Source organism: Planomonospora sp. ID67723 (genome assembly GCF_015711605.1).
GTDB lineage: Bacteria > Actinomycetota > Actinomycetes > Streptosporangiales > Streptosporangiaceae > Planomonospora_A.
On the sequence record NZ_JABTEZ010000001.1, the window covers coordinates 2,113,003 to 2,138,374 of the forward strand.

The window sequence follows — 25,372 nt, forward strand, 5'->3', positions numbered from 1 at the left end:
AAATGGTATGATCCCTGTTCATGGACCTGGTGAAGCACCTGTACTACTTCACCGTCGTCGCGGAGGAACTGCATTTCGGCAACGCGGCAGCGCGGCTCGGCATGGCCCAGCCGCCGCTCAGCCAGCGCATCCGGCGGCTGGAGGAGGAGCTGGGCGTGCGGCTGTTCGACCGCTCCAGCCGCCAGGTCCGGCTGACCGGGGCGGGACGGGCGATCCTGGCCGAGTCCAGGGAGATCCTCACCCGGGTCGACCGCCTGCGCGCCCTCGCCGGGCGGGGGGAGGGCGCGGTCCTGCGGGTCGGGGTCCCGCCCGATCTGGGCTCGGCGGTGATCGCGGCCCTGATCGCCGGTTTCGAGGAGGCGGACCGCGAGGTACGGCTCGCGCCCGCGGAGATGTGGAGCGCCGACCAGGCCGTCGCCCTCGCCTCCGGGGCGCTGGACGTGGGCGTGCTCCGCCACCCGATCACCGCCCCCGGCCTGAGCTTCGGCCCGGTGCTCGTCCAGCGCCCGGGAGTCGTGCTGGCCGCCTCGGATCCGCTGGCCGCGGTGGCCTCGGTGCACCTGGCCGACCTGGCCGGCCGGCGGCTGGTCCTGTTCCCCGGCGAGCCGGGGCTGCACGAGGAGACGCTCGCCGAGTGCCGCCGCCACGGGTTCGTCCCGGAGGAGGTCCACGAGGCGCAGACTCTCGGCCTGGTCATGGCCGGTACGGCCGTCGCCTTCGGGCCCAGGGTGGAGCTGCCGGGCCTACGCTGGAGGCCGTTGCTGGGCTCCCCGCTGACCTGGCGGCTCTCGACCGCCTGGCGTGGGGAGGCCGGCCCGGCGGCGGCGGCCTTCGGGGCGGTGGCCGTACGGGTGCTGAAGGAGGGTGCCGGCATGACGGACGACGGCGCGGCGCCGGTGCGGCAGGTGCGGGCCAGGCCCGCCTCCGGGTTCCTGGCATGACCGCCATGGACGACGCGCCGGATCTCGGAGGGCTGTTCCGCTCAGCGGGCGTGACCGGCTTCCTGCACGCCGTGGACGTGGACACCGGTGCGGAGGTCTCGTGCGGCGGGGACGAGCCCGTGGTCCTGGCGTCGGTCTTCAAGATCGCGCTGATGGTGGAGTTCTTCCGCCAGGCGGACCGGGGGCTGCTGGACCCGGCCGAGCGGGTCACGGTCATGGCGGACCGCCACACTCCCGGGCCCACCGGGGTGTCGGCGATGGCCGACGACGTGACGGCCTCCCTGCGGGACCTGGCCTACCTGATGATCGCGGTGAGCGACAACACGGCCGCCGACACCCTGGTCGGCCGGGTCGGCCTGGGCGCGGTCAACGCCATGCTGGCCGGGTTCGGCCTGGCCCGGACGTGGGTGGAGCACGACTGCGCCGGGCTGTTCGCGAGCATCGTGACCGACTCCGGCCAGCAGGACATGCCGACCGATCCGGCGGTGATCTCCCGGCTGCGGGCTCTCGACCCGGCCCGCACCAACCGCAGCACGCCCCGCGAGACGGCCCGGCTGCTCGCCATGATCTGGCGGGACGAGGCGGCCTCGCCCGGTTCCTGCGGGTGGATGCGCCGCCTGCTGGGCCTGCAGGTCTGGCCGCACCGGCTCGCCTCGGGCTTTCCCTACGACGACGTCGCGGTCAGCGGCAAGACCGGCACGCTGCCCACACTCCGCAACGAGGCCGGTGTCGTGGAATATCCCGACGGCGGGCGCTACGCCGTCGCGGTCTTCACCCGCTCGTACGGCACCGCCCAGAACCAGCCGCGCGCCGACGCGGTGATCGGTACCGCGGCCCGGACCGCGGTGGAGCACCTGCGTTCCCGGCTCTCCTGAGCCCGCCCGGGGCGCGGGGCGGGCATCGGGTACGGGTGTCGGGTACGGGCGCGGTCACGCCGCCGCCGCCGCACCGCCGCCACGTGGGCCGCCCACACCTGCCCGGCCGCCGTATGTGGGCCCCCGGGGATGACATCCGGGCGGGCCCCCGCGAGGATGGGAGCATGGTTGAGGAAGGTACGCGACTCTGGGAACCCACGCCGGAGATCGTGAGGAACGCGAAGGTCACCCGATACATGGAGTGGCTCGGGCGGCCGGTCGACTATCAGGGTCTGTGGCAGTGGTCGGTGGACGCTCCGGCCGAGTTCTGGACCTCGCTCTGGGACTATTTCGGGGTGGCCGGGGCGCGTGGTGACGGGCCCGTCATATCTGGGACGATGCCCGGCGCCGAATGGTTCACCGGATCGACGCTCAACTACGCGGAGAACGCGCTGCGCCGCGCCGCGTCGGAGCCCGACCGGCTCGCGGTGGTCTCCCGCGACGAGTCGGGCGGGCGGCGGACGCTCACGCTCGGCGAGCTGGCCGGCGAGGTGGCGCGGGTCCGTGCCGGACTGGCCCGGCTGGGGGTGGGCAGGGGCGACCGGGTCGCCGCCTACGCCCCGAACGTGCCCGAGACGCTGGTCGCCTTCCTCGCCACCGCCTCGCTGGGGGCGATCTGGTCCTCCTGCTCCCCGGACTTCGGCGCGCCCAGCGTGATCGACCGCTTCACCCAGATCGAGCCCAAGGTGCTCATCGCGGTGGACGGCTACGACTACAACGGCAAGCACTTCGACCGGGCCGCGGTGGCCGGTGACATCGCTGCCAGCCTCCCGACCCTCGCCGCCCGGGTGCGCATGCCCGCGCCGGGCCAGGCGAGCACGGGAGGCGCGGGGGGTACGGCGGGCGCGGCCGGGGCGTCGGCGGCGGCCCCCGCGGGCGGGGCACGGGACGGCGAGCCCGCCGGCCACCCCACCGTGAGCTGGGAGGAGCTGCGTTCCGCCGAGGAGCCTCTGGCCTTCGAGCCGGTCCCGTTCGGCCACCCGCTCTGGATCGTCTACTCCTCCGGCACCACCGGCCTGCCCAAGCCGATCGTGCACGGCCACGGCGGCGTGGTCCTGGAGCACCTCAAGGCGCTCTCCTTCCACCAGGACCTCGGCCCCGACGACGTCTTCTTCTGGTACACCACGACCGGCTGGATGATGTGGAACTACCTCATCGGCGGCCTGCTGGTCGGCTCGGCCGTGGTGCTGTACGACGGCTCGGCCACCCATCCGGGGACCGACGCCCTGTGGCGGCTGGCCGCCGAGGAGGGCGTCACCTACTTCGGCACCGGCGCGCCGTACATCGTCGCCTCGATGAAGGCGGGCCTGAAGCCCGGAGGGCTGGAGAGGCTGCGCGGTCTGGGCTCGACGGGCTCGCCGCTGCCTCCGGAGGGGTTCGCCTGGGTGCACGACGCCCTGCCGGAGGTCCAGCTCGGCTCGTTCTCCGGCGGCACCGACGTGTGCACCGGCTTCGTCGGCGCGGTGCCGCTGCTCCCGGTCGACGCCGGGGTCATCCCGTGCCGCTGCCTGGGCGCGAAGGTGGAGTCGTTCGACCCGTCGGGCAAGGCCGTGACCGGCGAGGTGGGGGAGCTGGTGCTGACCCAGCCGATGCCCTCGATGCCGGTCATGTTCTGGAACGACCCCGACGGCTCGCGCTACCGGGAGAGCTACTTCGCCGACTACCCCGGCGTCTGGCGGCACGGCGACTGGATCAAGATCCTCCCCGACGGCGGCTGCGTGATCTACGGCCGCTCCGACTCGACGCTGAACCGGGGCGGGGTGCGCATGGGCACCAGCGAGTTCTACCGCGTGGTCGAGCGCTTCGAGGAGATCGCCGACAGCCTGGTGATCGACACCGGCCAGCTCGGCCAGGAGGGGCGCCTGCTGCTCTACGTCACCATGGCCGAGGACGCCGAGCTCACCGACGACCTGGTCATGCGCCTGCGCAGGACCCTGCGCGACGAGCTCTCCCCCCGGCACGTGCCCAACGAGATCACCGAGGTCCCCGGCATCCCCCGCACCCTGAGCGGCAAGAAGCTGGAGGTCCCCGTCCGCAAGATCCTCCTCGGCGTCCCGCCCGAGAAGGCCGCCAACCTCGACGCCATGGCCAACCCCGAAGTGCTGTACTGCTTCACTCCGGAGTCCTGACGCGGTCCCGCGCGCCGCCGGAGCACGGCCCGGCGGTGCGCGGCGAACGGCGCCATGCCGCGCAGCCCGGCGGCCATCGCGGCGGTGACGGGGTTGAGTACGGCGCCGGCGAGCGAGAAGGCGGCCAGCGCGGCCGTCTCCCGGTGCCCGAGCAGGGCGGTGCCGACGAGCTGGGCGATGACGCCGGCGCTCATGGACAGGAAGAAGGGGAAGGCCGCGGTCAGAAGCGCGCGATGAGAGGGCATGAACGCAGAATCCCGGGGGAGTGCTCACCCGGGATGCAAGATCAGTATACCACCCGCCCGGCGCCGCCCGCTGAGAACCAGAGGCGATGCCCGTATCACCCGGTATGAGGGATTCTGGTTCACATCACCGATCGGGCGCTGTTCCACCTTCGGTGCGGAATCGCTCTACCTTCCGCAAATCGCTGAAGTATATTCCAGTGAAATGTACTTCAGTATTGTGCGAGGTCGTTCATGGTCATGAAGCCCGAGCATGTCTTCGGTCGTGAGCAGGAGTGGGAGGCGCTGTCCTCCTTCGCCGGGGGAACGCAGGCCGAGGTGGCTTTCGGGGTGGTCAGCGGCCGGCGCAGACAGGGTAAGACCTTCCTGCTCAAGGCGCTGGCCGAGGCGACGGGCGGTTTCTACTTCGAGGCGACCGAGGGCACGAGCATCGAGTCGCTCCGGCTGTTCGGCATGGCCATGGCCCGGCACCGAGGGTCGCCGGTGGGTTACCCCTTCGCGGACTGGCGGGACGCGCTGGAGTTCTTCTTCTCACTCCCCGGAGACCGGCCACTCCCGTTGATCATCGATGAGTTTCCGTATCTGATGAAGGCGGAACCGGCCCTGCCGTCGATCCTCAAACAGGAGATCGACCTGCGCGGGCGGACCCACCGGGGGAGCAGCCTCGCCCGGGTCCTGATCTGCGGTTCCGCGCTCTCCGTGATGGGAAGGATCCTGTCCGGCCAGGCCCCGCTCCGCGGTCGGGCACGGTTGGAACTGCTGGTCCAGCCACTGGGCTTCCGCGAGGCCGCGCGGTTCTGGGGGATCTCCGACCCCCGGCTGGCCGCGCTCGTACACGCCGTGGTGGGCGGGACGCCCGCCTACCGGGACGAGTTCGTCGCCGGCGACATCCCCGTCTCCCTGGAGGACTTCGACGGCTGGGTGATCCGTACCGTCCTCAATCGCCACACCGCCATCTTCCGGGAGGGCCGTTACCTCCTGGCCGAGGAGAGCGACATCCGCGATCCCGCGCTCTACCACTCGGTCCTGGCCGCAGTCGCCGAGGGCAACAGCACCTGGGGCGGGATTGCGGGCCACATCGGCTACAAGTCCTCCGACATCGCCCATCCGATCAACGTGCTGGAGGACTGCGGCCTCCTGGCCAAGGAGAAGGACGCCTTCAAGTCCGCCTCGCAGTACCGGATCACCGAGCCGCTGATCTCCTTCTATCAGGCGATCATGCGTCCCGAATGGACCGACCTGGGGCTCGGCCACGCCCGGGACGTCTGGGACCGGTCCCGGCAGCGCTTCCTGTCCAAGGTGATGGGCCCGCACTTCGAGGCCCTGTGCCGGGAGTTCGCGCTGCGCCATGCGCGCGAGGTGTTCGAGGGCGGCGTGGGCCAGGTCTCGGCGGGCACGGTCGTGGACCCGGCCACCAGGAAGCAGATCCAGGTGGACGTCGCCGTCCTCGGCCCGGCCTACCCGAACGAGCCGCGCGCGGTCCGCTCACTCGGCGAGGCGGAATGGGACAAGGTCATGGGGGTCGGGCACCTGGCGCGCCTGCGCCGTGCCCGGGACCTGCTCGCCGCGAAGGGCTACGACACCTCCCGCACGGTCCTGGCCTGCTACAGCGGCGCCGGTTTCGACACCGACCTCACGGCGGCCGCGCGGGAGGACGGCCGGATCCTCCTGGTGGATCTGCCTGCTTTGTACGGCTGACGGCGTACGGTCGGCGGGCTCCTCCGGGAGGCGCGGTCAGCCGCCGACGGCCGCCTCGCGGGCCGCCATGACCTCGTTCACGTGCTCCTCGGCCCAGTCGGTGACGGCCCGGATGGGAGCCTGCAGCGACTGACCGAGCGGGGTCAGCTCGTACTCCACGCGGGGCGGGACCTCGGCGAAGACCTGCCGGGTCAGCAGGCCGTCGGCGGCCATGGCGCGCAGGGTCTGGGTGAGCACCTTGGGGGTGACGCCACCGATCATGTCGCGTAGCTGGGTGAACCGCCGGGGGCCGTCGCGCAGGCTCAGGACGACCAGCACCGACCACTTGTCGCCGATGCGGTCGAGGACCAGCCGGGTGGGGCACTCGGGGTTGAACGCGTCTCCGTCCATCATAGTTTCCAAAGGGTACCAAGAGCACGTTGAAGTAACCAGTATCCGATAGATACCGTCGGCCCAAGCGACTTCCCAGGAGGTGTGTCATGAGGATTCTGCTGATCGGGGCCGGGGGCATGATCGGGAGCCGGATCGCGGCCGAGGCGCGGGACCGGGGGCACGAGGTCACGGGGGCGACCCGCAGCGGCGCCGGCGGGACGCGGGTCGTCGACGCGGCCGACGCCTCGGCCGTGGCCGCGCTCGCCGCCGGTCACGACGCCGTGGTCGTGTCGATCGCGCCGCCGCGCGACGGTTCGGAGCCGTCCGGCCCGCTGCTGGCGGCCGGGCGCGGCGTGCTGGAGGGGATGCGCGCGGCGGGGGTGCGTCGACTGGTGATCGTCGGGGGAGCGGGCAGCCTGGAGGCGGCGCCGGGCGTGCGGCTCGTCGACACCCCGGGGTTCCCCGATCTCTACAAGGCCGAGGCCCTGTCCCAGGCCGCGCTGCTGGAGTTCGTCCGCGAGCAGGCCGGTGACCTGGACTGGACCTACATCTCGCCGCCGGCCGAGATCGCGCCGGGCGAGCGCACGGGGGACTACCGCCTGGGCGGTGACCGGCTGCTCACCGACGCCGGCGGTGGGAGTTCCATCAGCGCCGAGGACTACGCCGTCGCCCTGGTCGAGGAGGTGGAGACGGGCCGCTCCACCGGCCGCCGCATCACCGTCGCCCGCGCGGGCCTCGCCTCGAACAAGGCGCTGGTGGAGGAGTTCTGCCGGGTCTTCTACAACGACAAGGACTTCGACCGCGCGCGGACGCTGCTGACCGACGACTTCGCCAACCACCACCCGGGCGCCGGGACGGGGCCGGAGGCCACGGTCAAGAGCTTCCGGGAGCAGGCCGCCGACCGCTTCCCGGACTTCCGGCTGGAGATCCGCAAGCTGGTGGCCGAGGAGGACCACGTCTGGTCCTACGGACTGGTCACGCTCGGGCCCGGCCTGCCGAGTTCGGTCTCGGTGGACATCTGGCGGATCGACCGCGGCCGGATCGCCGAGCACTGGGACGTCGGCCAGCAGGTCACCGACGAGACCGTCCTGCTGTGACGGGGGGCGCGTGACCGGATGAGGGCGCGTGACCGCGCGGGGACCGTCCGGGGCGCCCGCGCGGTCACGTCCCTTCCGTACGGCCGACGCCGAACAACGGCAGGCAGGGGCCGAGGCCGTGGATCCCGAATCCCGGCGGGGTGGTCCAGTCGTCCCGGGACAGGCGCAGCCGCTGGGTCTCGGCACGCTCGCCCCGGCGGTTGTGGACGTCGACGCCGTCGTCGCGATAGCCGAGCTTGCGGGAGACCGCCAGGGAGGCGTGGTTGTCGGTGAACGCCCCCGAGGCCGCGGTGAGCGCGCCCAGGCCGTCGAAGGCGAGGTGGAGGACGGCGGCGCGCATCTCGGTCCCGATGCCCCGGCCGTGGAAGCGCCGCCCGAGCCAGGAGCCGGTGGAGACCTCCCGGGTGACCGCGAAGTCGGCGCCCGCGACCTCCTGGACCCCGGCGACCTGGCCTTCGAAGACCACGGCGAAGGGGCAGGTCCACTTCTCCGGGGTCCAGGCCGCCCACTGGCGGAAGTGGAACTGGATCGCGCTGTTCGCGCGCCTGGCGGGCTCCGCGTCGGTCCAGGGGAAGAGGAAGGGCATGAGCTCCGGGTCGTGCACTCCTTCGATGGCCAGGTCCGCGAGGTCGTCCAGGTCGCCGAGCGAGGGCAGGCGCAGTTCGAGGCGGGGTGTGGTCACCCGCAACCGGAAGACGGGGAAGTTCCGCATGCCCGTCGATCCTGCCGACGGAGCCCGGGCCGGGTCCACCGGTTTTCATCCGTGCCGTCCCCCTCATGGGAGGGCGGGCACGGGCGAGGCCGCTCCGGACACCGCCGCCGGCTCGGTCGAGGCCTAAAAGTGATGTATGTCACTAAAGGGGTGGCCGGCTGCACTCCAGCCCGTGGAATCGGCATACTGCGGAGCCTGTTCGACCGCAGCCGGGTGGACCGCCCGCCCGGTGCGACGCGATCCGCCCGCGCCCGGTCGCCGCCCTGCCGGCATGCCTGCCGTACGGGGCGAGCGGGCTCCGACTCCGGACAGGAGAACCCTCCGTGCTCTTCCGCCGAGCGGCAACCCGCAGGTTTCGCCGAGGCTCCGTGACACTGGCCGCCTTCCTCGGCGCGACGACCTTCCTCGGTGCGGCGCTCTCCGCCGGTACGGCCGGCGCCGCGGCCCCGGTCCTCCCGCCCGCGAACGCCAGGGCGGACTACCAGCTCGGCGGCGGGTACACCCCTCCGGCCGGAGTGAAGGTCGTCTCCCGTGACCGCACCGAGCGGCCGGCCTCCGGTCTCTACAACATCTGCTACGTCAACGGCTTCCAGACGCAGCCCCACGAGATCGGCTGGTGGAAGAGGAACCACGACGACCTCCTGCTGAAGGACGCCCGCGGGGCCTACGTCGAGGACGAGGACTGGGGCGAGCTGATGTTCGACGTCCGCACCCCGGCCAAGCGCGCCGCGCTCGCCGGAATCGTCGGGGACTGGATCGCCGGTTGCGCCGCCCGGAAGTACGACGCCGTCGAGATCGACAACCTGGACACCTACTCCCGTTCGGACGGCCTGATCAAGCAGGGGCACGCGCTCGCCTTCGCCGGGCTGCTCACCTCGGCCGCCCACAGCCGCGGCCTGGCGATCGCGCAGAAGAACTCGGCCGAGATCGTCAGGGAGGGCAGGAAGGCGGGCTTCGACTTCGCCGTCGCCGAGGAGTGCGGCCGGTACGACGAGTGCGGCGCCTACGTCGGCGAGTACGGCTCCAATGTCATCGTCGTCGAGTACCGCCGCGCGGACTTCACCAGGACCTGCGGGAAGTTCGGCGCCAGGCTCTCGGTCATGCTGCGCGACGTGCCGCTGCGTACGGCCGGCAAGCGGGGCTACGTCTACGACGCCTGCTGACCGGTCTTTCTCCGGCGACCGCGTCCGGTGTCCTCCGGCCGGGACATTCCTCCCGGCCGGAACCGGACAACGGCCCGGGCGGCCTGGGACAGTCGACGGATCTACTCCGTTGCATGATGAAAAATCCTGATTCGTTCCGCCGGGTGGTCGCCGGGATCGCCCTGCTCGCCTGGCCCGCCTTCGAGTTCCTGGCCTTCTTCACCTCGCCCCCGGGGGCCGACCACACCCCCGCGGTCTTCCGTGAGAACGCGACCTCCGTGCAGGTGAGCGCCCTGCTCTACATCTGGGCGACGCTCAGCCTCATCCCGGCCGTCCTGGGCATGGCGCACCTGCTGAAGTACCGCGCCCCCCGGACCGGCGCCATCGGCGCCGCGCTCGGGCTGGTCGGTGCCGGGCACGGGCTGACCCTGTTCACCACCGACTTCTATGACCTGGCCCTGGCCCAGGTCCTGCCCGACGCCCAGGCGGAGAAGGTGACCGCCCAGGCGGGCGAGCTGTGGGGGTTCCTGTACGGCATGCTGCTGCCCGGCTTCCTGCTCCACATCGGGCTGTTCACCCTCCTCATCGGGCTCGCCGCGACGCGCCTGGCCCCGCGGTGGGCGCCGGTCGCGGCGGCGGTGGGGACGGTCGTGCCGTTCGTGACGATGGAGCAGCCGCCCGCCGTGCAGTCCACCGGAGCCCTGCTCCACCTGGCCGCCTACGGCTGGATCGCGCTCCGCGTGCTGCGGATGCCGGAGGCGGAGTGGAAGGACGGGGAGCTCACAGGCCGGCGTCCTTCGCCCGCATGATCGCGTGGGCCCGGTCCGCCACCCGCAGCTTCGTGAAGATCGCCGAAACGTGGTTGCGCACGGTCTTCTGGCTCAGCCCGAGCCGGGCCGCGATCTGCGGGTTGGTGAGATGACCGGCGACCAGGCCGAGGATCTCGCGCTCCCGCCGGGTCAGCTCGGGCAGCGCCGTCGCCTCCGGCGCGGGCCCTCCCCGGATGGCGAAGTACTCCGCCATCCGGGCGGCGATCGCCGGGCCGAAGATGGCCTCTCCGTCGGCGGCCGCCTGCACGGACCGGACCAGCTCCGCCTTGCGCGCCCCCTTGAGGACGTAGCCGCGGGCCCCGGCCCGCATGGCGGCGAACACCGAGTCGTCGTCGTCCGACATGCTCAGCACGATCACCCGGACGTGCGGGTGGTCGCGGACCAGCCGTTCGGTCGCCGCGATCCCGCCCATGCCCGGCATCGTCAGGTCCATCAGCACCACGTCCGGCTGCGCCCGGCCGACGAGGGCCAGCGCCTGCTCGCCGCTGGCCGCCTCGTCGGCGACCTCGACGCCCTCGACCGCCGAGAGCAGGGCCCGCAGCCCGGCGCGGAAACCGGCGTGATCGTCGACCAGCAGCACTCTGATCACGGATGCTCCCCTCCACACGCAGCGGGGGCGCGCCCCCGGTCACCGGTGCTCCGCCCCGGTCGCGCGAGCGGTACGGCCCGGTCACCGGCACTGCCTTCCATGCGCGTCGGGAGCACGACCCTGACGCGGGTCCCGCCCTCCGCGCGATCCTCGACCGTGCACGATCCCCCGAGCTCGGCGGCGCGCTCCCGCATCGACACCAGGCCGACGCCTTCCCGCATGCCGTCCGCCCCGGTTCCGTCACCGCCGGGCCGTACCCCGCCGGTCCCGCCCGCGCCGTCCCAGCCTGCGAGCCGACCGCCGGGCCGTACCCCGCCGCCGTCGTCGAGGATCTCCAGCACGAGCGCCGCTCCGGCCACCTCGATCCGCAGCCCCGCCTCGGCCGTCCCGGCGTGCCTGCGGACGTTGGCCAGCGCCTCCGCCGCGATGCGGTAGGCCGCGGCCTCCGTGGCGGCGGGCAGGGCGGGCAGTTCGTCGGGGGCGTGCACGGCGACGCGCAGACTGGGAGCCTGCCGGATCGCGTGGGCGCGCAGCGCGCCGAGCAGCCCCAGGGCGTCGAGCGCCGGTGGGCGCAGCCCGTCCACGAGCGCGCGCACGTCGGCCATGGCGGCCTGGGCGTCGTCGACGATCTCGGCCAGCAGCCGGCGTACCTTCTCGTCCTCGACCAGGTCGTGGGCGGTCTCGGCGCGCATGGTGAGCGCGGCCAGCGTGGGACCGAGCCCGTCGTGCAGGTCGTGCCGGATGCGGCGGCGCTCCTCCTCGCGGGTCATCACCAGGCGCTCCCGGGAGCGGCGCAGGTCGGCTGAGAGACGCGCGGCGTGCACGGCCACGGCCACCTGCCGGGCGAGATCGGTCAGGACGGCCAGGTCACGTGAGCCGAACCTGCCCTCGCCCGCGCGGGGGGCCAGGATGAGGTCGCCGACCCGCTCGCCGTCGTACACCAGCGGCAGCCGGAGCAGGCCGTCGTCCCCGGGCGCCGCGGCACCGCGTCCGGAGAGGCGGTCCTCCCGGCTCCTCACCGTGTCCTCCGTGGCTGTGTCCTCCGTGGCTGTGTCCTCCATGGCTGTGTCCTCCGCGGCCGTGTCCTCCGCCTGCCCGCCCCGGACGCCGCCGGGGCGGGCGTAGGCGTGCCGCAGACCCGCCGCCGTCTCCACCGCCGCGTACGGCAGGCGCAGGGCCTCGGCCACCGACCGCGCGACCCCGGAGAGCATCGCGTCCGGCTCCTCGCTGGCCTCCAGGCGGCGGGCCAGCCGGGTGAGCGCGGCGTGCGGGTCGTCCCGCTCGCCGTACGTCAGCAGGTTGACCCAGCCCTGCAGGCGCTGCCGGAGGGGTGCGAAGGCGAGGGCCACGAGCCCGGCGGCCAGCACGGAGACCGGCAGGTCCGCGGAGGGGAGGACCGCGCCGAGGTAGCCGACGACCAGGACGTAGCCGCCGGTCACACAGGCCGAGAGCAGCGTGTAGACCAGCGTCCTGTTGATCACCAGGTCGATGTCGAACAGCCGGTGGCGCAGGATCGCGATGCAGACCGTGGTGGGGATGAGCACCGCGCCGAGCACGCCGGTCAGCTCCCAGGCCGAGTGGATCGGGGGGTAGATGCGGTCGGGATCACCGTCGGTCAACCCCGCCGCCAGCCGTGCGTTGGCCACCAGCAGGGCGAGCCCGACCCCGTAGGCCAGCCACTTGATCTGCGCACGCTCCCGACCGGTGCTGCGCAGCGCCCGCACCAGCAGGTTCAGCCCGCCGACAAGGAAGACCGCCCCCTGCAGGGCGACCAGGGCCGTTCCCGCGGTCTGAGCCGGCCCGGCCAGCGCCGCGACCCCGAGCGGGTTCGGCACCCCTGCGCCGATGCCGACCTGCTCGTTCTGGCCGGGACGCAGGGCGCTCACCGCCGCGGCCGCCGCGGCCAGGGCGACCGTCGCCCGGACGAAAGGCCGCCAGCGCGGCGAGGGCAGCGCGCCGCCCGGGAAGAACAGCGGCACCAGGGTGAGGGCGAAGTTGGCCGGGATCCAGAGCCAGGTCTGCGGCCAGGCCATGGCCTCGGCGAGGGGCAGCGGGTCCCGGCCCGGGGCGTCCGCGGCCCGCGTCAGCACGCCGTAGACGGCGTACTGGCCGCAGCACTCGTAGAGCGCGAAGCAGAACGCGCTCAGCGCCAGCAACCGGCCCACCGGGTGCTCCGGGCGGTGGGCCCCGATCAGCCCGCCCGCCAGCGCGCACGCCACCACGACCAGCTGGTGGCTCTGGACGATCAGGGGATAGCCGTTGAAACGGGCCAGGACCGTCGAGAGCGCGACCAGGACCAGGGTCAGGGCGCATGCGGCCCACGCGATGCGCGCCTTCGTGATCACTGCTCCTCCGGGTCCGGTCGCCACACGGTACCCGCACCCCTGCCCCGGCCGTCCCGGGACACCGCCCCGGGACGGCCGGGACGGCCTCCGCCGAGGTCCGCCGGGCGGATCGGCGGGCGGCGGGTCAGATGCCCTGGGGGAGGCGGAAGAGGCGGCCGGGGTCGCGGGCGGCCTTGATCCGGGCGAGCCGGTCGGCGTTGGCGCCGTAGTATGCACCGCGCCAGCCCCGCAGCTCGGGGTCGATGTAGTTGACGTAGGCGTGGTCGCCGAAGTGCGGGCGCATCGCGGCGTGCGCGTTCCTCGCCCACCCGGCCGCCCCGGCGCGGTGGGCGTAGTACTGCACGCTGTACAGCGCGGCCCGGTGCGGGAAGGCGGTGGCGTCCGGGCGGACGCGGCCGACCGCGCCGCCGAGGGCGTCCAGGAGCACCGTGTGGCTGCCGGGCCTGGCCACCTCGGCGACCAGCGTCCTGGCGCCGGTCTCGGAGATCGGGCGGTAGGCCAGGTGGGACTTGGCCGTGAAGCGATCCCGCGGCAGCCGGCCGTCCCGTGTCTGGCCCGGCAGGGAGCCGCCGCGGTGACACTGGGAGACCGAGAGGTCCGAGCAGCCCGCCATGATCATCATGGCCTGGTGGTAGGACGTCCGGCGGACGGAGCTGGAGGAGACCGGGCCGATCCGGTCGATGAGCCGGTCGAGCAGCCGCTCGCAGCCCGCCCTGCCGCCCAGGTAGACCCCGGCGATCTGCACGTCCGTCCCGCCCTCGCGGCTCAGGTGCAGGGTGGACCACATCTCGTCCGGGGCCGACGGCGCCCACGCCTGCCAGGCCCGCAGGGCCTTGACCGCCTTCGCCCACGGCCAGTGCAGGAAGAACACCGTGACCTCGCGCACGCGGTGGGTCCGGAAGCCGAACGAGACCGCGACCCCCAGGTTGCCGCCGCCCCCGCCGCGCGAGGCCCAGAACAGGTCGGGGTGGTGGTTCGCATCGCACTCCAGCAGCCGGCCGTCGGCCGTGACGATCCGCACCGACTCCATCACGTCGCAGGTCAGGCCGTACTTCCTGGCGACCACGCCGATCCCGCCGCCCAGTGCCAGGCCGCTCACCCCGACCGTGGGGCAGGACCCCGCGGGGATGCTCGCCCCGTGCGCCGCCAGCCGGTCGTAGACGTCGACGAGCTTGGCCCCCGCCCCCACGGTCGCCCGGTCCGAGGCGTGGCTCACCTTGTTCATGGGGGAGACGTCGACGACCAGGCCGGTCCCGGTGGACCAGCCCGCGTACGAGTGCCCCCCGGACCGTACGGCCAGCGGCACGCCCATGCGGCGGGCGAAGTTCACGCACTCGGCCACGTCGGCGGGGCCGGCGCAGTAGGCCACCCCCGCCGGCCGTACCGTGTCGTGGGCGGGGTTGAACAGCCGGCGCGCGGCGTCGTAGGCCGCGTCGCCCGGGCGGACGAGCCTGCCGTCCAGCCCGCGTTCCAGAGCCTTCCAGTCAGACGGACGGGGAGCGGTCCGCGCCGCCGTCCCGGCCGCCGCGGAGTTCTCCGCGGCGATCCCGGCCCGCGCCGGCAGCCCCGCTCCCGCGGTCAGGGCGGCGACGCCGCCGATCCGCAGGAGCGCTCGCCTGTCCAGCGTCCGTCCGGCCTGAGCGGGCTTCATGGTGTTCTCCCCGAGAGTTCTGTGCAACCTGCCAGGTGAGACGAGCAGCCGGTCCGTCTGGTTGGTCACATTCGCATCACGCTCGGGAGCCTCCGGCTCAGCGGGCGGCGTGCTCCACGGGCCGCCCCCCCACGGCACCGGTGGACGGCCGGACGCCCAGGGAGGAGACCAGGCCGCGGGTGACCCGGCGTGCGGCGAACCCCGCGCCGTGCACGAACCGCATGACCGGGCCGAAGGTGTCGGCCGCGGCCAGCCCGACGGTGTACAGGCCGCGGACGGACGTCTCGAAGTTCCGCGAGAGCTTAGGCGAGGTCCCGGTGCGGCGGATCGCGCGGGTGAGCCTGCCGTCGAGGATGCCGATCCGCCCGACGTCCACCATGTAGCCGGTGGCCGCGATCACGTGGTCGGTGCGGAGCGTTCCCTCCATGCCCGCTCCGTCTCGCAACGTCAGGGTCACGCCGTCGCGGTGCGCAGCGGCCGCCAGGGTGCGTCCCAGGACCACCGGGACGTGCCCGTCGAAGCGCCTGCGCAGCCACCACGATCCCGCCGGGCCCAGGGTCGTCCGGACGATGCGCCGACGGGTCCCCGCCGGCAGGTGGCGCACCGTGTCCGGCAGCTCCGACCAGACCCACGAGCGCCAGCCGGTGCCCAGCCCGGACAGCGGGGCCAGAGCCCGCCGGAGCGCCGGCCGGCTCACGTCGGGCACGCTGTTCCAGCGCAGGGAGTCCCCCCGGGCCACCACCCGAGGTCGCGCCCCCGCCTCCAGCAGGAGCGCCGCGGTCTCCAGCGCGGACTGCCCGGCGCCCACCACCGTGACGTCGAGGCCGGCGAACCGCGACAGGTCGTGGTGCTCGGAGCTGTGCGTCGAGACCTCCGCGGGCAACCCGGAGAGCGCGGCGGGCCGGTGGGCGAAGGGCAGGAACCCCAGCGCCAGGACGACCGCCCGGGCCGGAACGGTCTCCCCCGTCTCCAACTCGATGACGAACAGCTCCCCCTCCGCGCGGACCTTGGTCACCTGGGAGGGATCGAGCGCCTCCCCGACGGCCTGCGATTGGAACCACCTGCCGTAGTCGACGAACGTGTCCACGGGGATGGGCTCGCCGTACGCGCAGGAGAACCCTCTCGGCCGGCAGTAGGCCTCCAGCCCGTAGTTCCCGCCGGGGTCGGCCAAATTCGACGCGAACGGCTCCGACTTCAGCAGCATCCCGCGTGGCATGTGCCGCTCCCAGGCCTCCATCGGACGGCCGTAGACGCGGGCGTCCAGCCCGGCCGCAGTGGCGTGGGCCGCCACGGAGAGGCCGTACGGGCCCGCTCCGACAATGGCGACGTCGATCATCGGCGCACGCATGAATTCTCCTCGATCGTCAGAGATGTCCCGAAAGACAGGGATGTATCGAAAAAAGGGGGGAGCGGGCCCGCCGAATCGGTCCGGGCCGCGAAGCACCGCCGAAGCCTAACGCGACCCGGCGGGGGAATTCCGGCGACGACGTGCGATGCGGGTAAAGCCTCGCTTCAAGGTCTGTCTCGTCATCGCCACAAAGGGTTTGGGGTCATCGGCGGAGAACCAGGCGAACTCGTCGGCCTCGCGCACGGAACGCAGCCAGCCCGCGTAGGTCAGCTCTCTGGAGCGCCGGTCGTGGAACGCGGGAAAAGGATCGTAATTCTCGACCAGGTACGTTCGCCCGTACGCCGCCCGGCTCTCCGGCACGGGCCCGCCGGTGAGGTCGAGATGGAGCGCGCGCACGAGGTCGAGGCCGTTCGCGTCGGTGAACAGCCGGAACTGCGCCCCCAGCCGGGGGTTGAAGTCCAGCAGGTAATAGACGTCCGCGGCGGCGTCGTGGCGGAAGTCGAGGTCGAGGATGCCGCGGTAGCCGAGGGCGGCGGCGATCCGGTGCGCCGCCGACTCGACGCGGGGGTTGGGCAGCCACCTGCCCAGCGTCGTCAGGCCGGCGCGGGGCGGGTACGAGCGCTCCTTGCGGCCCGCCCCGCCGAGCAGGCACGACGAGCCCTCGTCGAAGTAGCCCTGGAAGAACCAGTCGGAGCCGGAGGTGCCGGGCACGAAGCGCTGGAACAGCAGGTCGCTGCCGTGCCCGGCGGCCTGCCCGAACAGCCGTGCTGCCGCCTGCGGCGTGCGGACCGGCGTGGTGGGGCGCAGCCCGGCCCCTGAGGGCAGCAGCCAGGGCTGGGCCCACTTGGCCATCAGCGGGAGCCCGAGCAGGGAGATCGCGGAGGCCACGTCGGCCTCGCTCCTGATCACACGGGTCTCGGGCTGGGCGATGCCCAGGCCCGCGCACAGCTCGGACAGGGCCGCCTTGTCGGCGAGCCGCCGGGGCAGCTCCGATACCTGCCCGGGCAGCAGGAACGACGCGCGGAGCTCGGCGGCGTGCTCGGCGACGAAGATGGCGCCCGCGTCGTCCATCGGAATGAGGAGCGCGCGGCGCGCGATGCGCGCCGCGATCGACTCCAGCGCGGCGATCAGGGCCTCGGGGGTCCTCGGCCCGTCCGGCCAGCGGTACGCGCGGGTCAGGTGGCGGGAGCGGGAGGCCGGCGCGTGCGGTCCTTCGAGGATCGCGTGAACCTCCGCTCCGGCACGGCCCAGTGAACGGATCGCCGCCAGCGTGCCGTGATGGAAGACGTTGTCGTCCAGGCGGAGGATCAGGGCCGGTGTGCCCGCGTCGACCCGGATCCGTTCTTCGTGCAGCTTGTTGTTTTCTGCCGATTTGGTCGCGTTCATTAAATGTGCCCGCCATGTACTTCAGGGATCTGGTCGTCGATATTGGCCGCTTATTATATGAAGTCACTCCGTTGCGCTGGGCCGGGCGCGCCGGTGGGCCGCTGAGGTCGTCCTTCCGGTGGAAGACCTGCCTGCGGAATGTCGCCAATAGCGGCATTCCCTCTTGATCCGCGACCTGAAATCCGGCGCCATGTATATTCCCGTGCGGTTCTATATGGTGGGTCGAGGCCCGCCGGACCGCGGTCACCGCAGAAACGGGCGCACGGGGATGAGAGAAAATGAGGATCGGAAAGGCGCACGTCCACAGACTGCTCGTCGCGGCCGCCTTCCTGGCGGCGCTGTGCCTGCCCGGCACGATCGCCGACACCAGCCGGGATCCGTCCGCCCGGACCGTCCCCTTCGGCGTCTTCCTCGCCTCCGACGCGCGCGGCACCGAGCGCCTGCCCGCCTTCGAGTCCTGGCTCGGTGGCCGGGAGGCGACCGTCGGCCGGACCTACCTTCCCGGTGACAACTGGCTCGCCCTCCAGGGGCCGGAGTTCATCCTGGGCCCCTGGACCCGCTGGCGCGCGGAGAAGCCGGGACGGGTCCTGGCGCTCAACGTGCCCATGGTGGCGCCGAACGAGGGCAGACTGCCCGACCCCGCGGTCGCGGCGCTCCTCGGCGCGGGCGCGGGCGGTGCGTTCGACCTCTTCTTCCGGACGCTGGCGACCCGGCTGGTCGCGGGCGGCGCGGCCGACACGATCATCGTGCTGGGCTGGGAGATGAACGGGACGACCTACTCCAGCCGCTGCGCCCCCGATCCCCGGGCGTGGAAGGCCTACTGGCGGCGGATCGTCACCACGATGCGCTCGGTGCAGGGGCAGCGATTCCGCTTCGACTTCGCACCGAGCCGCGGTCCTGACGCCATCCCGTGGCCGGAGTGCTACCCCGGCGACGACGTGGTCGACATCATCGGCATGGACACCTACGACCAGCCGCCGGGCGAGACCTTCGCCGACTATGTCGGCCAGCCGTACGGCATGCGGTACCACGTGGACTTCGCGCGGGCGCACGGCAAGCCGATCTCGTTCCCGGAGTGGGGGCTGTTCCGCAGAGGCGACCGCTCCGAGTACGTGCGGGAGATGCTGGAGTGGATCTCCGCGCATGACGTCGCCTACCACTCGATCTCCGACTACTGCCCGCACGGGATCTGGCAGTGCCCGGCGAACCCGGACTCCTCGGAGGTCTTCCGCCGATACCTGGACAGCACCCCGCCGCCGCCGCGCCCCGCCCCGATGCCGGGGACGCTTCCGGTCCCGGCGACCCGGCACGTCAGCGCGGCCAGCCGGTCCAGCGACGACCGCAGGTCGAAGTCCGCCGCCCGGGCGGCGCCGGCCTCCCCCTCCTTCCGGGCGAGTGCGGGATGACGGAGCCGTACGGCGATCGCCCCGGCGAGGGCGGCGGCGTCCTCCGGCGGGACGAGCGCGCCGACCCCGCCGGTGACCACCTCCGACAGGCCGGGCACGTCGGAGGCGACCAGCGCCCGGCCGCTCGCCAGCGCCTCCAGCGCGGTCAGCGGCAAGCCCTCCCAGCGTGAGGGGAGCACGACGAGGTCGGCCGCGGCGTACCAGGGGCGCACGTCCCGGACGGGCTCGGCGAACAGCACGCCGGGCCCGGCGGTCGCGCGCAGGACGGGCCGGAGGTCGCCGTCGCCGACGATCGCCAGGAGGGCGCCGGGGCACTCCGCCGCAACCCGTTGCCACGCCTCGGCCAGCACGTCCTGACCCTTCTGGCGGGTGACCCGCCCGACGCACACCGCCACGGGGGAGTGTTCGGGCAGGCCGAGCCGCGCGCGGGCCGCCGTACGGGCTCCGGCGCCGGCCGGGCGGAACCGGTCCAGGTCCACCCCGTTGCGGACGACCGCCACCTCTCCCTTCAGGCCCCGCTCCCCGGCGAGCGCGGCCTCCCCCTCGCCCACGCACACGAGCAGGCCGGTCCAGCGGGCGGCCGCGCGCTCCCAGGCCAGGGCGGCCCGCGCCGTCGTTCCCCGGGCGGCCAGCCAGGACCAGCCGTGCGGCTGGAAGAGCGTGGGAACCGCGCCGCGCAGCGCCATGCGACCGGCCAGCCCGGCCTTCGAGGAGTGCAGGTGGACGGCGTGCGGACGCAACAGCGCGACCAGGCGGTGCAGCCGCCGGGCCTCGCCCGGCAGGCGCCCCGGGTCCGGGGACCTGCGCGCGTCCCACTCCAGCCACCGGACGCCGAGCGCGGCCAGGTCGACGGGCAGGCACCCCCGTCCGGGGCAGGCGACGGCCACGTCCCAGCCGCGCCGCGCCTGGTCGGCGGCGACGGCGGCCACGTAGGCCGCCACCCCGCCCTCCACGGGCTGGGTGACGTGCAGCACCGACGGGGTGGCGTCCCGGCCGGGGCCCGCCCCCCGATCGTTCCCGGGTCCGTTCACAGGGCGCTTCGCCCGGGGAACGCGGGTCGCAGCCGGGCCAGGTTCCGCAGGAGCGGCAGGTCGCGGACGGCGGGGATCGGGAACGGCGGCGCGAGGCAGGCCAGGCCGCCGACCAGGACGCCGCCCGCCGCGCCGACCGCGGCGGCGAGCACCGGCAGGGGAGAGGAGGGCACCGCCGGGGGAAGGGCCTTGGTGAAGGTGACGAGGCGCACCCGGGTGCTGGCCGCCTGGCGGTTGGCGTAGGCGATCAGGGCGCCCGCCACGGCGTTGACCTGGTCCGCGGCCTCTCGCGGGTCGTCGGCGGACGCGCTCAGCCCCACCAGCGGGGCGTCCGGCGAGGCCGACGCCCGCACCGCGCGCCGCAGCCGCTCGGCCACGGCGGGCAGGGCCGCGTCGTCGCCCACGGTCGCGGCCAGGATCGAGGGCTGAGTGGCGATCCGCGTGTAGGCCTGGGCGAAGTTCACCGCCAGGGCGTTACCGCCCGGGTCGGCGGGGACCACCGCCACGTAGGCGTCGGCGGTGTAGACGGGCCCCCTCGCCAGCGAGAAGCCCAGACCCGCCAGGGCCCCCAGGATCACGGCGACCGCCAGCGGCCACCATCGCCGCGGACCGGCCGCGGTCACCGCAGGATCGCTCATCGCAGCTCCTTCTGTTCTGTGTGGCGCCCCGCGACCGGGAGACCCTGCCCGAGCACCCGCTCGTACAGGGCCTCGGTCCGGGCGGCGTGACGGCGGATGTCGTAGTGCGCGACGGCGCGGGGAGGCGGCAGCCGCAGGGGGCCGGTGGCGGCGAGCGTGCGGAGCTCGGTGCGCAGGTGGTCCGGGTCGGGCAGGATGCGCCGGGCTCCCGGGGCGGCGTCCGGAGGCAGCTCGTCCAGGGCCGGGCAGCTGGCGTAGAGCACGGGCAGCCCGGAGGCGAGCCCTTCGATGACGGCCAGACCGAACGTCTCCTCCTGCGACGGGGAGGCGAGCACGTCCATGGCCGACAGCAGCGCGGGCACGTCCATCGACTCGCCGGCGAACACCACCCGGCGCTCGACGCCGAGGTCGCGGGCGAGGTCTTCGAGCGCTCCGCGTGCGGAACCCTCCCCGGCCAGGAGGAGCACGGCCTCCTCGAAGCCCCGCAGGGCCCTCACCAGGACGTCGAAGCGCTTGCCTGGCTCCAGCCGTCCCACGCCGCCGACCACGAACGCGCCCGGTGCGATGCCCAGCCTGGCCCGGGCCTGGCCGCCGAGCCGGGGGTCGTGGCGGAAGGCCTGGCCGTCGAGTCCGTTCGGGATCACCTCGATCCGGGAGGGCGGAACCCCCCACCCGGTGAGCCGGTCCGCCACGGCCCGGGAGACCGCCACGGTGACGTCGCCCATGGCCTCGGTGACCCGGTACAGCGCGCGGACCCCCGCGCCCGCGCGGCGCCCCTCGATCCGGGCCTCCCCGAGCGAGTGCTCGGTCGCGACGATCGCGGGCACGCCCGCGAGCTGGGCCGCCACCCTCCCGTACACGCAGGCGCGGTACAGGTGGGTGTGGACCACGTCGTAGCGGCCCGCCCGCATCAGGCGGGCCAGCCGGCCCACCGCGCGCAGGTCGAGGTTGCCCCGCATGCCGAGGCGGTGCACGGGAGTGCCCTCGGCCTCCACGGCCTCGGCGACGGCGCCCGCACCGGTGAGCACGGCGACCTCGCACCGGGCGGCCAGGTGCGGCAGCATGGCCCGCAGCTGCTGCTCGGCGCCTCCGGCGGCGAGGCCGGTGATGACGTGCAGGACTCTCATCGGGTGCGCCCCCACCGCAGGTGGTGCCGGGCGCGCTTGACCCGCAGCCGGAGCGGCCCGTCCCCGTCCCCGATGTAGGTGCGCGCCAGCGCGTGCCGGCCGCTGTGCTGGGAGCGCCAGATCGCGCACGCGTAGGAGTAGCCGGCCGCGCGGACCGCGTCCACCTCGCGGGCGCCCGCCAGGCCGTACGGGTAGGCGAAGCCGGTGACGTCGCGGTCGAGCACGTCCTCCAGGATCGCCCGGCTCTCCTTCAGCTCGAGGTCCAGCTCGGTGTCGTCGGCCATCTCCAGGAACATGTGGTTGACGGTGTGCGAGGCGACCTCCATGCCCGCGCGGGAGACCTGGCGGAGCTCGTCGGCGGTCATCAGCGTCTTGCGCGGGCCGTCCCCGTCCCAGACGTTGTGCCCGCCCAGGTGCCCGGCGACGGCGAAAACGGTCGCGGTGAAGCCGTACCGCACCAGGACGGGCACCACCTCGGTGGCGAAGTCGGTGTACCCGTCGTCGAAGGTGAGACCGACCAGCCCCCGCGCCTGGCCGGACGCCTCGGCGGTGAACAGGTCGCGCATCGACACCCCGCGCAGCCCGCGCCGCCTCAGCCAGGCCATCTGCGCGGCGAACCGGCGGGGGGAGACGGTGATGAGGAGCGGGTCGCTCCCGTACTCCTGCACCGAGTGGTACATCAGGATGTACGGCATGGCCTCCGGCTGCCCGGTCATGGCCGCTCCCCTCCTGGTGTGAAGCCGATCATTTTCGCGATCTCCTTGGATCCGGTGGCTGTCGCCACGACGATGAACACGAGCCCGACCACGGCTGCGCCGAGGGTCAGGGCGACGATGGCGGGCAGTCCCGCCAGGACGGGACGGGCGAGCCAGCCGGCCCCGGCGGCCGCCGCGGCGGCGAGCGCCGGGCGGGCGAGGGCCGGCAGGACGGCGCGCGCCGGAGGAAACGGCACCGGGCCGCCCCGCCGCAGGCCCGCCAGAAGCATTGCCGCGGCGAGCGTGATGCCCGCCGCGTTGGCCGCGGTGATCCCCGCGGTCCCCCAGCGGGGCGCGGTGACGGCGGCCAGGGCGGCCGTCACGGTCAGGCCGGCGGCCATCGCGGCCGCCGGGTACCAGGTCGGCCGCTCCGCGCAGAAGAACACCCGGCCCAGGACGCCGACGACCGTGTGACCGAGCAGGCCGAGCGAGTAGACCCGCACGATCAGGGCGGTCGCGGCCGTGTCCGTCTCGGTGAATGCCCCGTACTGCAGGAGCAGCGCGACGATCTCCGGGGCGAACACGGCGAGGAAGGCGGAGCCGGACAGTGTGATCGCCCCGGTCAGCGCGAGGTCACCGGTGATCCGGCGGCGGGCCGCGCCGGCGTCCCCGGAGGACATGCTCCGCACGAGCGCGGGGAAGGTCACCGTGGCGACGATGAGCGAGAGCGTCATCGGCACCTGCGCGATCTTCTGCGCGTAGTTCAGGTGGGAGATGGAGCCAGGGGGGAGCGAGGAGCCGACGAAGCGCTCGACGAAGACCTGACCCTGGCGGGACAGGGTGAACGCGGCGATCGGTACGAACGCCGCCAGCGAGACCGCCGCCCCGGTCGTCCCCCGGTGGGGCAGCCCGACGTGCCGCAGGAACGCGGGGGCCTGGACCGCCACCATGAGGGCGCCGCCGCACGCCACCCCCAGCGCGGCGCCGACCACGCCCAGCGGCTCGTGGAGGGCGACGATGAAGAGGATGACGGGCACGTTGTAGGCGGCGTTGACCGCTGCGGGAGGACCGAACACCTGGTGGGCGCGGAGCGCCGCGCTCAGATAGCCCGCCAGCCCGAACATCAGGACGGTGACCGCGGTGATCCGCGTGCACCGTACGGCGAGCCCGGGGTCGGTGAGGCCGGGCGCCAGCGCCTCGACGATCAGCGGAGCCTCGAGCGCCGTCATCCCGGCGGCCAGGACGAGACCGGTCAGGACGCGCGGCAGCGTGGCGGAGACCACCTGCCGGACATCGCCGCCCTGCTCGACCGCCCGGCTGAAGACCGGGATCAGCAGGAACGCCATCGCCCCCTCGATGAGCAGCGGCGCAACGGTCTCCGGCACGGTCCACGCCACCAGGAAGGCGTCCGTGCTCCCGGTCGCGCCGAAGAAGCGCGCGAGCAGGAGGTCACGGCCGAACCCGAGGGCGGAGCCGAGCGCGACCAGCGCCGCCGTGACGGTGACGGCGCGCAGGAAGGGCCTCCGCAGGGGGGCCCGGTGCCGGCCGGCGGGCGGTTTGGCCGGGGGCGCGGGGGCCGCCCGGAGGGGACGGGAGCGGGTGGGGCGGGAGTGGGCGGGACGGGGGCGGGGCAGCCGGTCCCGGTGCCGGCCGACGGGCGGCTTGGCGAGGGTCACCGGGACCGCCCGGAGGGGACGGGGACGGGGGAGCCGGCCCCGGTCCGGGAACGGGAGGCAGCACCGGCGCCGGGAGCGGCCGGAGCACCGCCGGCCCGGGGGCCGGCCGCGGTGGCCCACCACAGGGTGATCCCCAGCATCACGGACATGACCAGCGTCGGCGGGCCGCCGATGTCGGAGTAGGCGAAGTCGGTGAGTTGCCAGGTGAGGAAGCCCACCGCGGTCAGGCCCGCCGCACGGCCGGAGAAGGACCGGGTACGGCCGGCGCGCCGGACCGACCAGATCGTCAGACATCCGAAGAAGAGGCAGAAGGCGGTGACGCCCACGAGACCCTGCTCGCTGAGCACGAGGAGGTACATGTTGTGCGGGGAGAGCAGCGGTTGCCGCTGGAAGCCGTTGACCGGGTCGGCGGTGTCGCTCCCCGACGACAGGTGGACGGGGGCGTGGGAGTCGCGCAGCGCGGGGAACCTCCTCGGGCCCGCCCCGGTGACGGGGTGGTCCCGCCAGATTCCGGCGGCGGCCTCCCACAGGCCGTAGCGGTCGCTGACGGATCGGTCCGGTGCGGTGATCGACGAGCCGATCGAGGAGATCCGCTGCCCGATGGTGTGCGATCCCGCGGTGTCCGACCCGGAGCCCGGCATGAGAGCCGTCGCGCCGGCGAACAGCACGCAGGCGGCCGCGACCGGCAGGCCGGCGCGGGCCGCGGCCCGCGGGCCGTGCACGACCAGAATGGCGAGCGCGGCGCACAGTACCGCCAGCCACGTGCCCCGGCTCAGCGACAGGACCAGCGCCGGCGCCAGCAGGGCCGCCGCGGCCAGCGCCGCCGCCCGTCGCCGGCCGCGCAGGGCCAGGCCGAGCGCGAGCAGGACGATCAGCCCGTAGCTGGTGACCGTCGCCATGCCCATGACGCCGGTGGCGCCGAAGGTGCCGACCGCCCGGATGTTCTCTCCCGCGTAGGAGGCGCCCGTCCCGCTGAGGGCCTGCCAGGAGCCGACCGCTCCCTGGAGCAGGGCGGCCCCGGCGACCGCGCCGCCCACCAGCCACAGGTCCATCCGGTCCCGCAGCGCCACGATGACGGCCAGCGGGATCAGCACGAACACCTGGAGGTAGCGGAACAGCCCGGGCAGGCTCGCCATGACGTCCTGCGAGGCGAGGGTGGCCGCGGTGGCGGCGACCACCAGCGGGACGGTCACCCATGCCCGCCCCGGCAGCCGGCGCCCGGCGGGCAGGAGGGCGGCCGCGGCCGTCGCGATCAGGGCGACCGAGGCGAGGTCGGCGAGCGTCACGTCGGATGCGGTGGTCAGGTCGTCGCGTTCCTGGGGGACGCAGACCAGGAGCACCGTCGCGGCGGCGAGGGCGCTCGGCCCCCGCCGCGCCCATCGCGCGATCATCGGGACGCCCGC

Annotated in this window: 20 protein-coding genes and 1 pseudogene; 8 read left to right on the forward strand and 13 right to left on the reverse strand. The window is 73.8% G+C overall.

Going from position 1 to position 25,372, the window contains the following annotated elements:
* Positions 1-20: 20 nt before the first annotated feature.
* The 4 genes from HS041_RS10000 to HS041_RS10015 all read left to right on the forward strand — a co-directional run bounded on the left by HS041_RS10000 (position 21) and on the right by HS041_RS10015 (position 5,924).
* Positions 21-941: a LysR family transcriptional regulator gene (locus tag HS041_RS10000; RefSeq protein WP_196440181.1), complete on the forward strand. Its 921-nt coding sequence runs from the start codon at positions 21-23 to the stop codon at positions 939-941.
* Positions 938-1,816: a serine hydrolase gene (locus tag HS041_RS10005; RefSeq protein WP_196440182.1), complete on the forward strand. Its 879-nt coding sequence runs from the start codon at positions 938-940 to the stop codon at positions 1,814-1,816. The genes HS041_RS10000 and HS041_RS10005 overlap by 4 nt, the downstream gene beginning before the upstream one ends.
* Positions 1,817-1,980: 164 nt before the next feature.
* A complete protein-coding gene (locus HS041_RS10010; RefSeq protein ID WP_196440183.1) occupies positions 1,981-3,984 on the forward strand; it encodes an acetoacetate--CoA ligase in 2,004 nt (667 codons plus the stop codon).
* Positions 3,985-4,466: 482 nt separating this feature from the next.
* Positions 4,467-5,924, forward strand: coding sequence for an AAA family ATPase (locus tag HS041_RS10015; RefSeq protein WP_230878507.1), 1,458 nt, complete (start codon positions 4,467-4,469; stop codon positions 5,922-5,924).
* 36 nt (positions 5,925-5,960) lie between these two features.
* Here the strand turns inward: HS041_RS10015 and HS041_RS10020 are convergent, their stop codons facing one another.
* The gene (locus HS041_RS10020; protein WP_196440184.1) at positions 5,961-6,317 is read right to left on the reverse strand and encodes a winged helix-turn-helix transcriptional regulator; all 357 of its coding nucleotides are present in this window, start codon (positions 6,315-6,317) and stop codon (positions 5,961-5,963) included.
* An 86-nt stretch (positions 6,318-6,403) separates the two neighbouring features.
* Here HS041_RS10020 and HS041_RS10025 point away from each other — a divergent pair, with 86 nt between their 5' ends.
* On the forward strand, positions 6,404-7,393 hold the full coding sequence (locus tag HS041_RS10025) for an NAD(P)H-binding protein (protein ID WP_196440185.1): 990 nt from the start codon (positions 6,404-6,406) through the stop codon (positions 7,391-7,393).
* 64 nt (positions 7,394-7,457) lie between these two features.
* Here the strand turns inward: HS041_RS10025 and HS041_RS10030 are convergent, their stop codons facing one another.
* Complete coding sequence (locus tag HS041_RS10030) at positions 7,458-8,105, reverse strand: GNAT family N-acetyltransferase (protein WP_196440186.1); 648 nt, start codon at positions 8,103-8,105, stop codon at positions 7,458-7,460.
* A gap of 368 nt (positions 8,106-8,473) precedes the next feature.
* Between HS041_RS10030 and HS041_RS10035 the strand changes: the two genes are divergently transcribed.
* The gene (locus tag HS041_RS10035) at positions 8,474-9,268 is read left to right on the forward strand and encodes an endo alpha-1,4 polygalactosaminidase (protein ID WP_307845225.1); all 795 of its coding nucleotides are present in this window, start codon (positions 8,474-8,476) and stop codon (positions 9,266-9,268) included.
* Positions 9,269-9,381: 113 nt separating this feature from the next.
* Positions 9,382-10,056 carry a hypothetical protein gene (locus tag HS041_RS10040; protein WP_196440188.1) on the forward strand — a complete coding sequence of 225 codons (675 nt, stop codon included), beginning with the start codon at positions 9,382-9,384 and terminating at the stop codon, positions 10,054-10,056.
* Here HS041_RS10040 and HS041_RS10045 read toward each other — a convergent pair.
* The 5 genes from HS041_RS10045 to HS041_RS10065 all read right to left on the reverse strand — a co-directional run bounded on the left by HS041_RS10045 (position 10,028) and on the right by HS041_RS10065 (position 17,396).
* Positions 10,028-10,666: a response regulator gene (locus HS041_RS10045; protein ID WP_196440189.1), complete on the reverse strand. Its 639-nt coding sequence runs from the start codon at positions 10,664-10,666 to the stop codon at positions 10,028-10,030. The genes HS041_RS10040 and HS041_RS10045 overlap by 29 nt on opposite strands.
* On the reverse strand, positions 10,663-13,011 hold the full coding sequence (locus tag HS041_RS39960) for a sensor histidine kinase (protein ID WP_196440190.1): 2,349 nt from the start codon (positions 13,009-13,011) through the stop codon (positions 10,663-10,665). The genes HS041_RS10045 and HS041_RS39960 overlap by 4 nt, the downstream gene beginning before the upstream one ends.
* Positions 13,012-13,135: 124 nt before the next feature.
* A complete protein-coding gene (locus HS041_RS10055; RefSeq protein WP_196440191.1) occupies positions 13,136-14,662 on the reverse strand; it encodes an FAD-binding oxidoreductase in 1,527 nt (508 codons plus the stop codon).
* Positions 14,663-14,759: 97 nt separating this feature from the next.
* Positions 14,760-16,010 carry an NAD(P)-binding domain-containing protein gene (locus HS041_RS10060; protein ID WP_196440192.1) on the reverse strand — a complete coding sequence of 417 codons (1,251 nt, stop codon included), beginning with the start codon at positions 16,008-16,010 and terminating at the stop codon, positions 14,760-14,762.
* Between the two features lie 105 nt (positions 16,011-16,115).
* The gene (locus HS041_RS10065) at positions 16,116-17,396 is read right to left on the reverse strand and encodes a carboxylate--amine ligase (protein WP_196440193.1); all 1,281 of its coding nucleotides are present in this window, start codon (positions 17,394-17,396) and stop codon (positions 16,116-16,118) included.
* A gap of 278 nt (positions 17,397-17,674) precedes the next feature.
* Here HS041_RS10065 and HS041_RS40400 point away from each other — a divergent pair, with 278 nt between their 5' ends.
* Positions 17,675-18,802, forward strand: a complete 1,128-nt coding sequence (locus tag HS041_RS40400) for a glycoside hydrolase family 26 protein (protein WP_374058834.1) — start codon at positions 17,675-17,677, stop codon at positions 18,800-18,802.
* Between the two features lie 23 nt (positions 18,803-18,825).
* Here the strand turns inward: HS041_RS40400 and HS041_RS10070 are convergent.
* The 6 genes and pseudogenes from HS041_RS10070 to HS041_RS10095 form a co-directional block, all read right to left on the reverse strand.
* Positions 18,826-19,833: pseudogene (locus tag HS041_RS10070) on the reverse strand (glycosyltransferase); the annotation flags it as partial.
* Entirely contained in the window at positions 19,830-20,471 is a 642-nt protein-coding gene (locus tag HS041_RS10075; protein ID WP_196440195.1) for a YveK family protein, read from the reverse strand. The pseudogene HS041_RS10070 and the gene HS041_RS10075, both read right to left, overlap by 4 nt.
* A complete protein-coding gene (locus HS041_RS10080) occupies positions 20,468-21,598 on the reverse strand; it encodes a glycosyltransferase (protein ID WP_196440196.1) in 1,131 nt (376 codons plus the stop codon). Before HS041_RS10080 ends, HS041_RS10075 begins: the two co-directional genes overlap by 4 nt.
* A complete protein-coding gene (locus HS041_RS10085; RefSeq protein ID WP_230878508.1) occupies positions 21,595-22,314 on the reverse strand; it encodes a polysaccharide deacetylase family protein in 720 nt (239 codons plus the stop codon). Before HS041_RS10085 ends, HS041_RS10080 begins: the two co-directional genes overlap by 4 nt.
* Positions 22,311-23,969 (reverse strand): lipid II flippase MurJ, encoded by a 1,659-nt coding sequence (locus tag HS041_RS10090; protein WP_196440197.1) that lies wholly within the window; start codon positions 23,967-23,969, stop codon positions 22,311-22,313. Before HS041_RS10090 ends, HS041_RS10085 begins: the two co-directional genes overlap by 4 nt.
* Positions 23,966-25,360 (reverse strand): O-antigen ligase family protein, encoded by a 1,395-nt coding sequence (locus tag HS041_RS10095; RefSeq protein WP_196440198.1) that lies wholly within the window; start codon positions 25,358-25,360, stop codon positions 23,966-23,968. The genes HS041_RS10090 and HS041_RS10095 overlap by 4 nt, the downstream gene beginning before the upstream one ends.
* Positions 25,361-25,372: the final 12 nt, after the last annotated feature.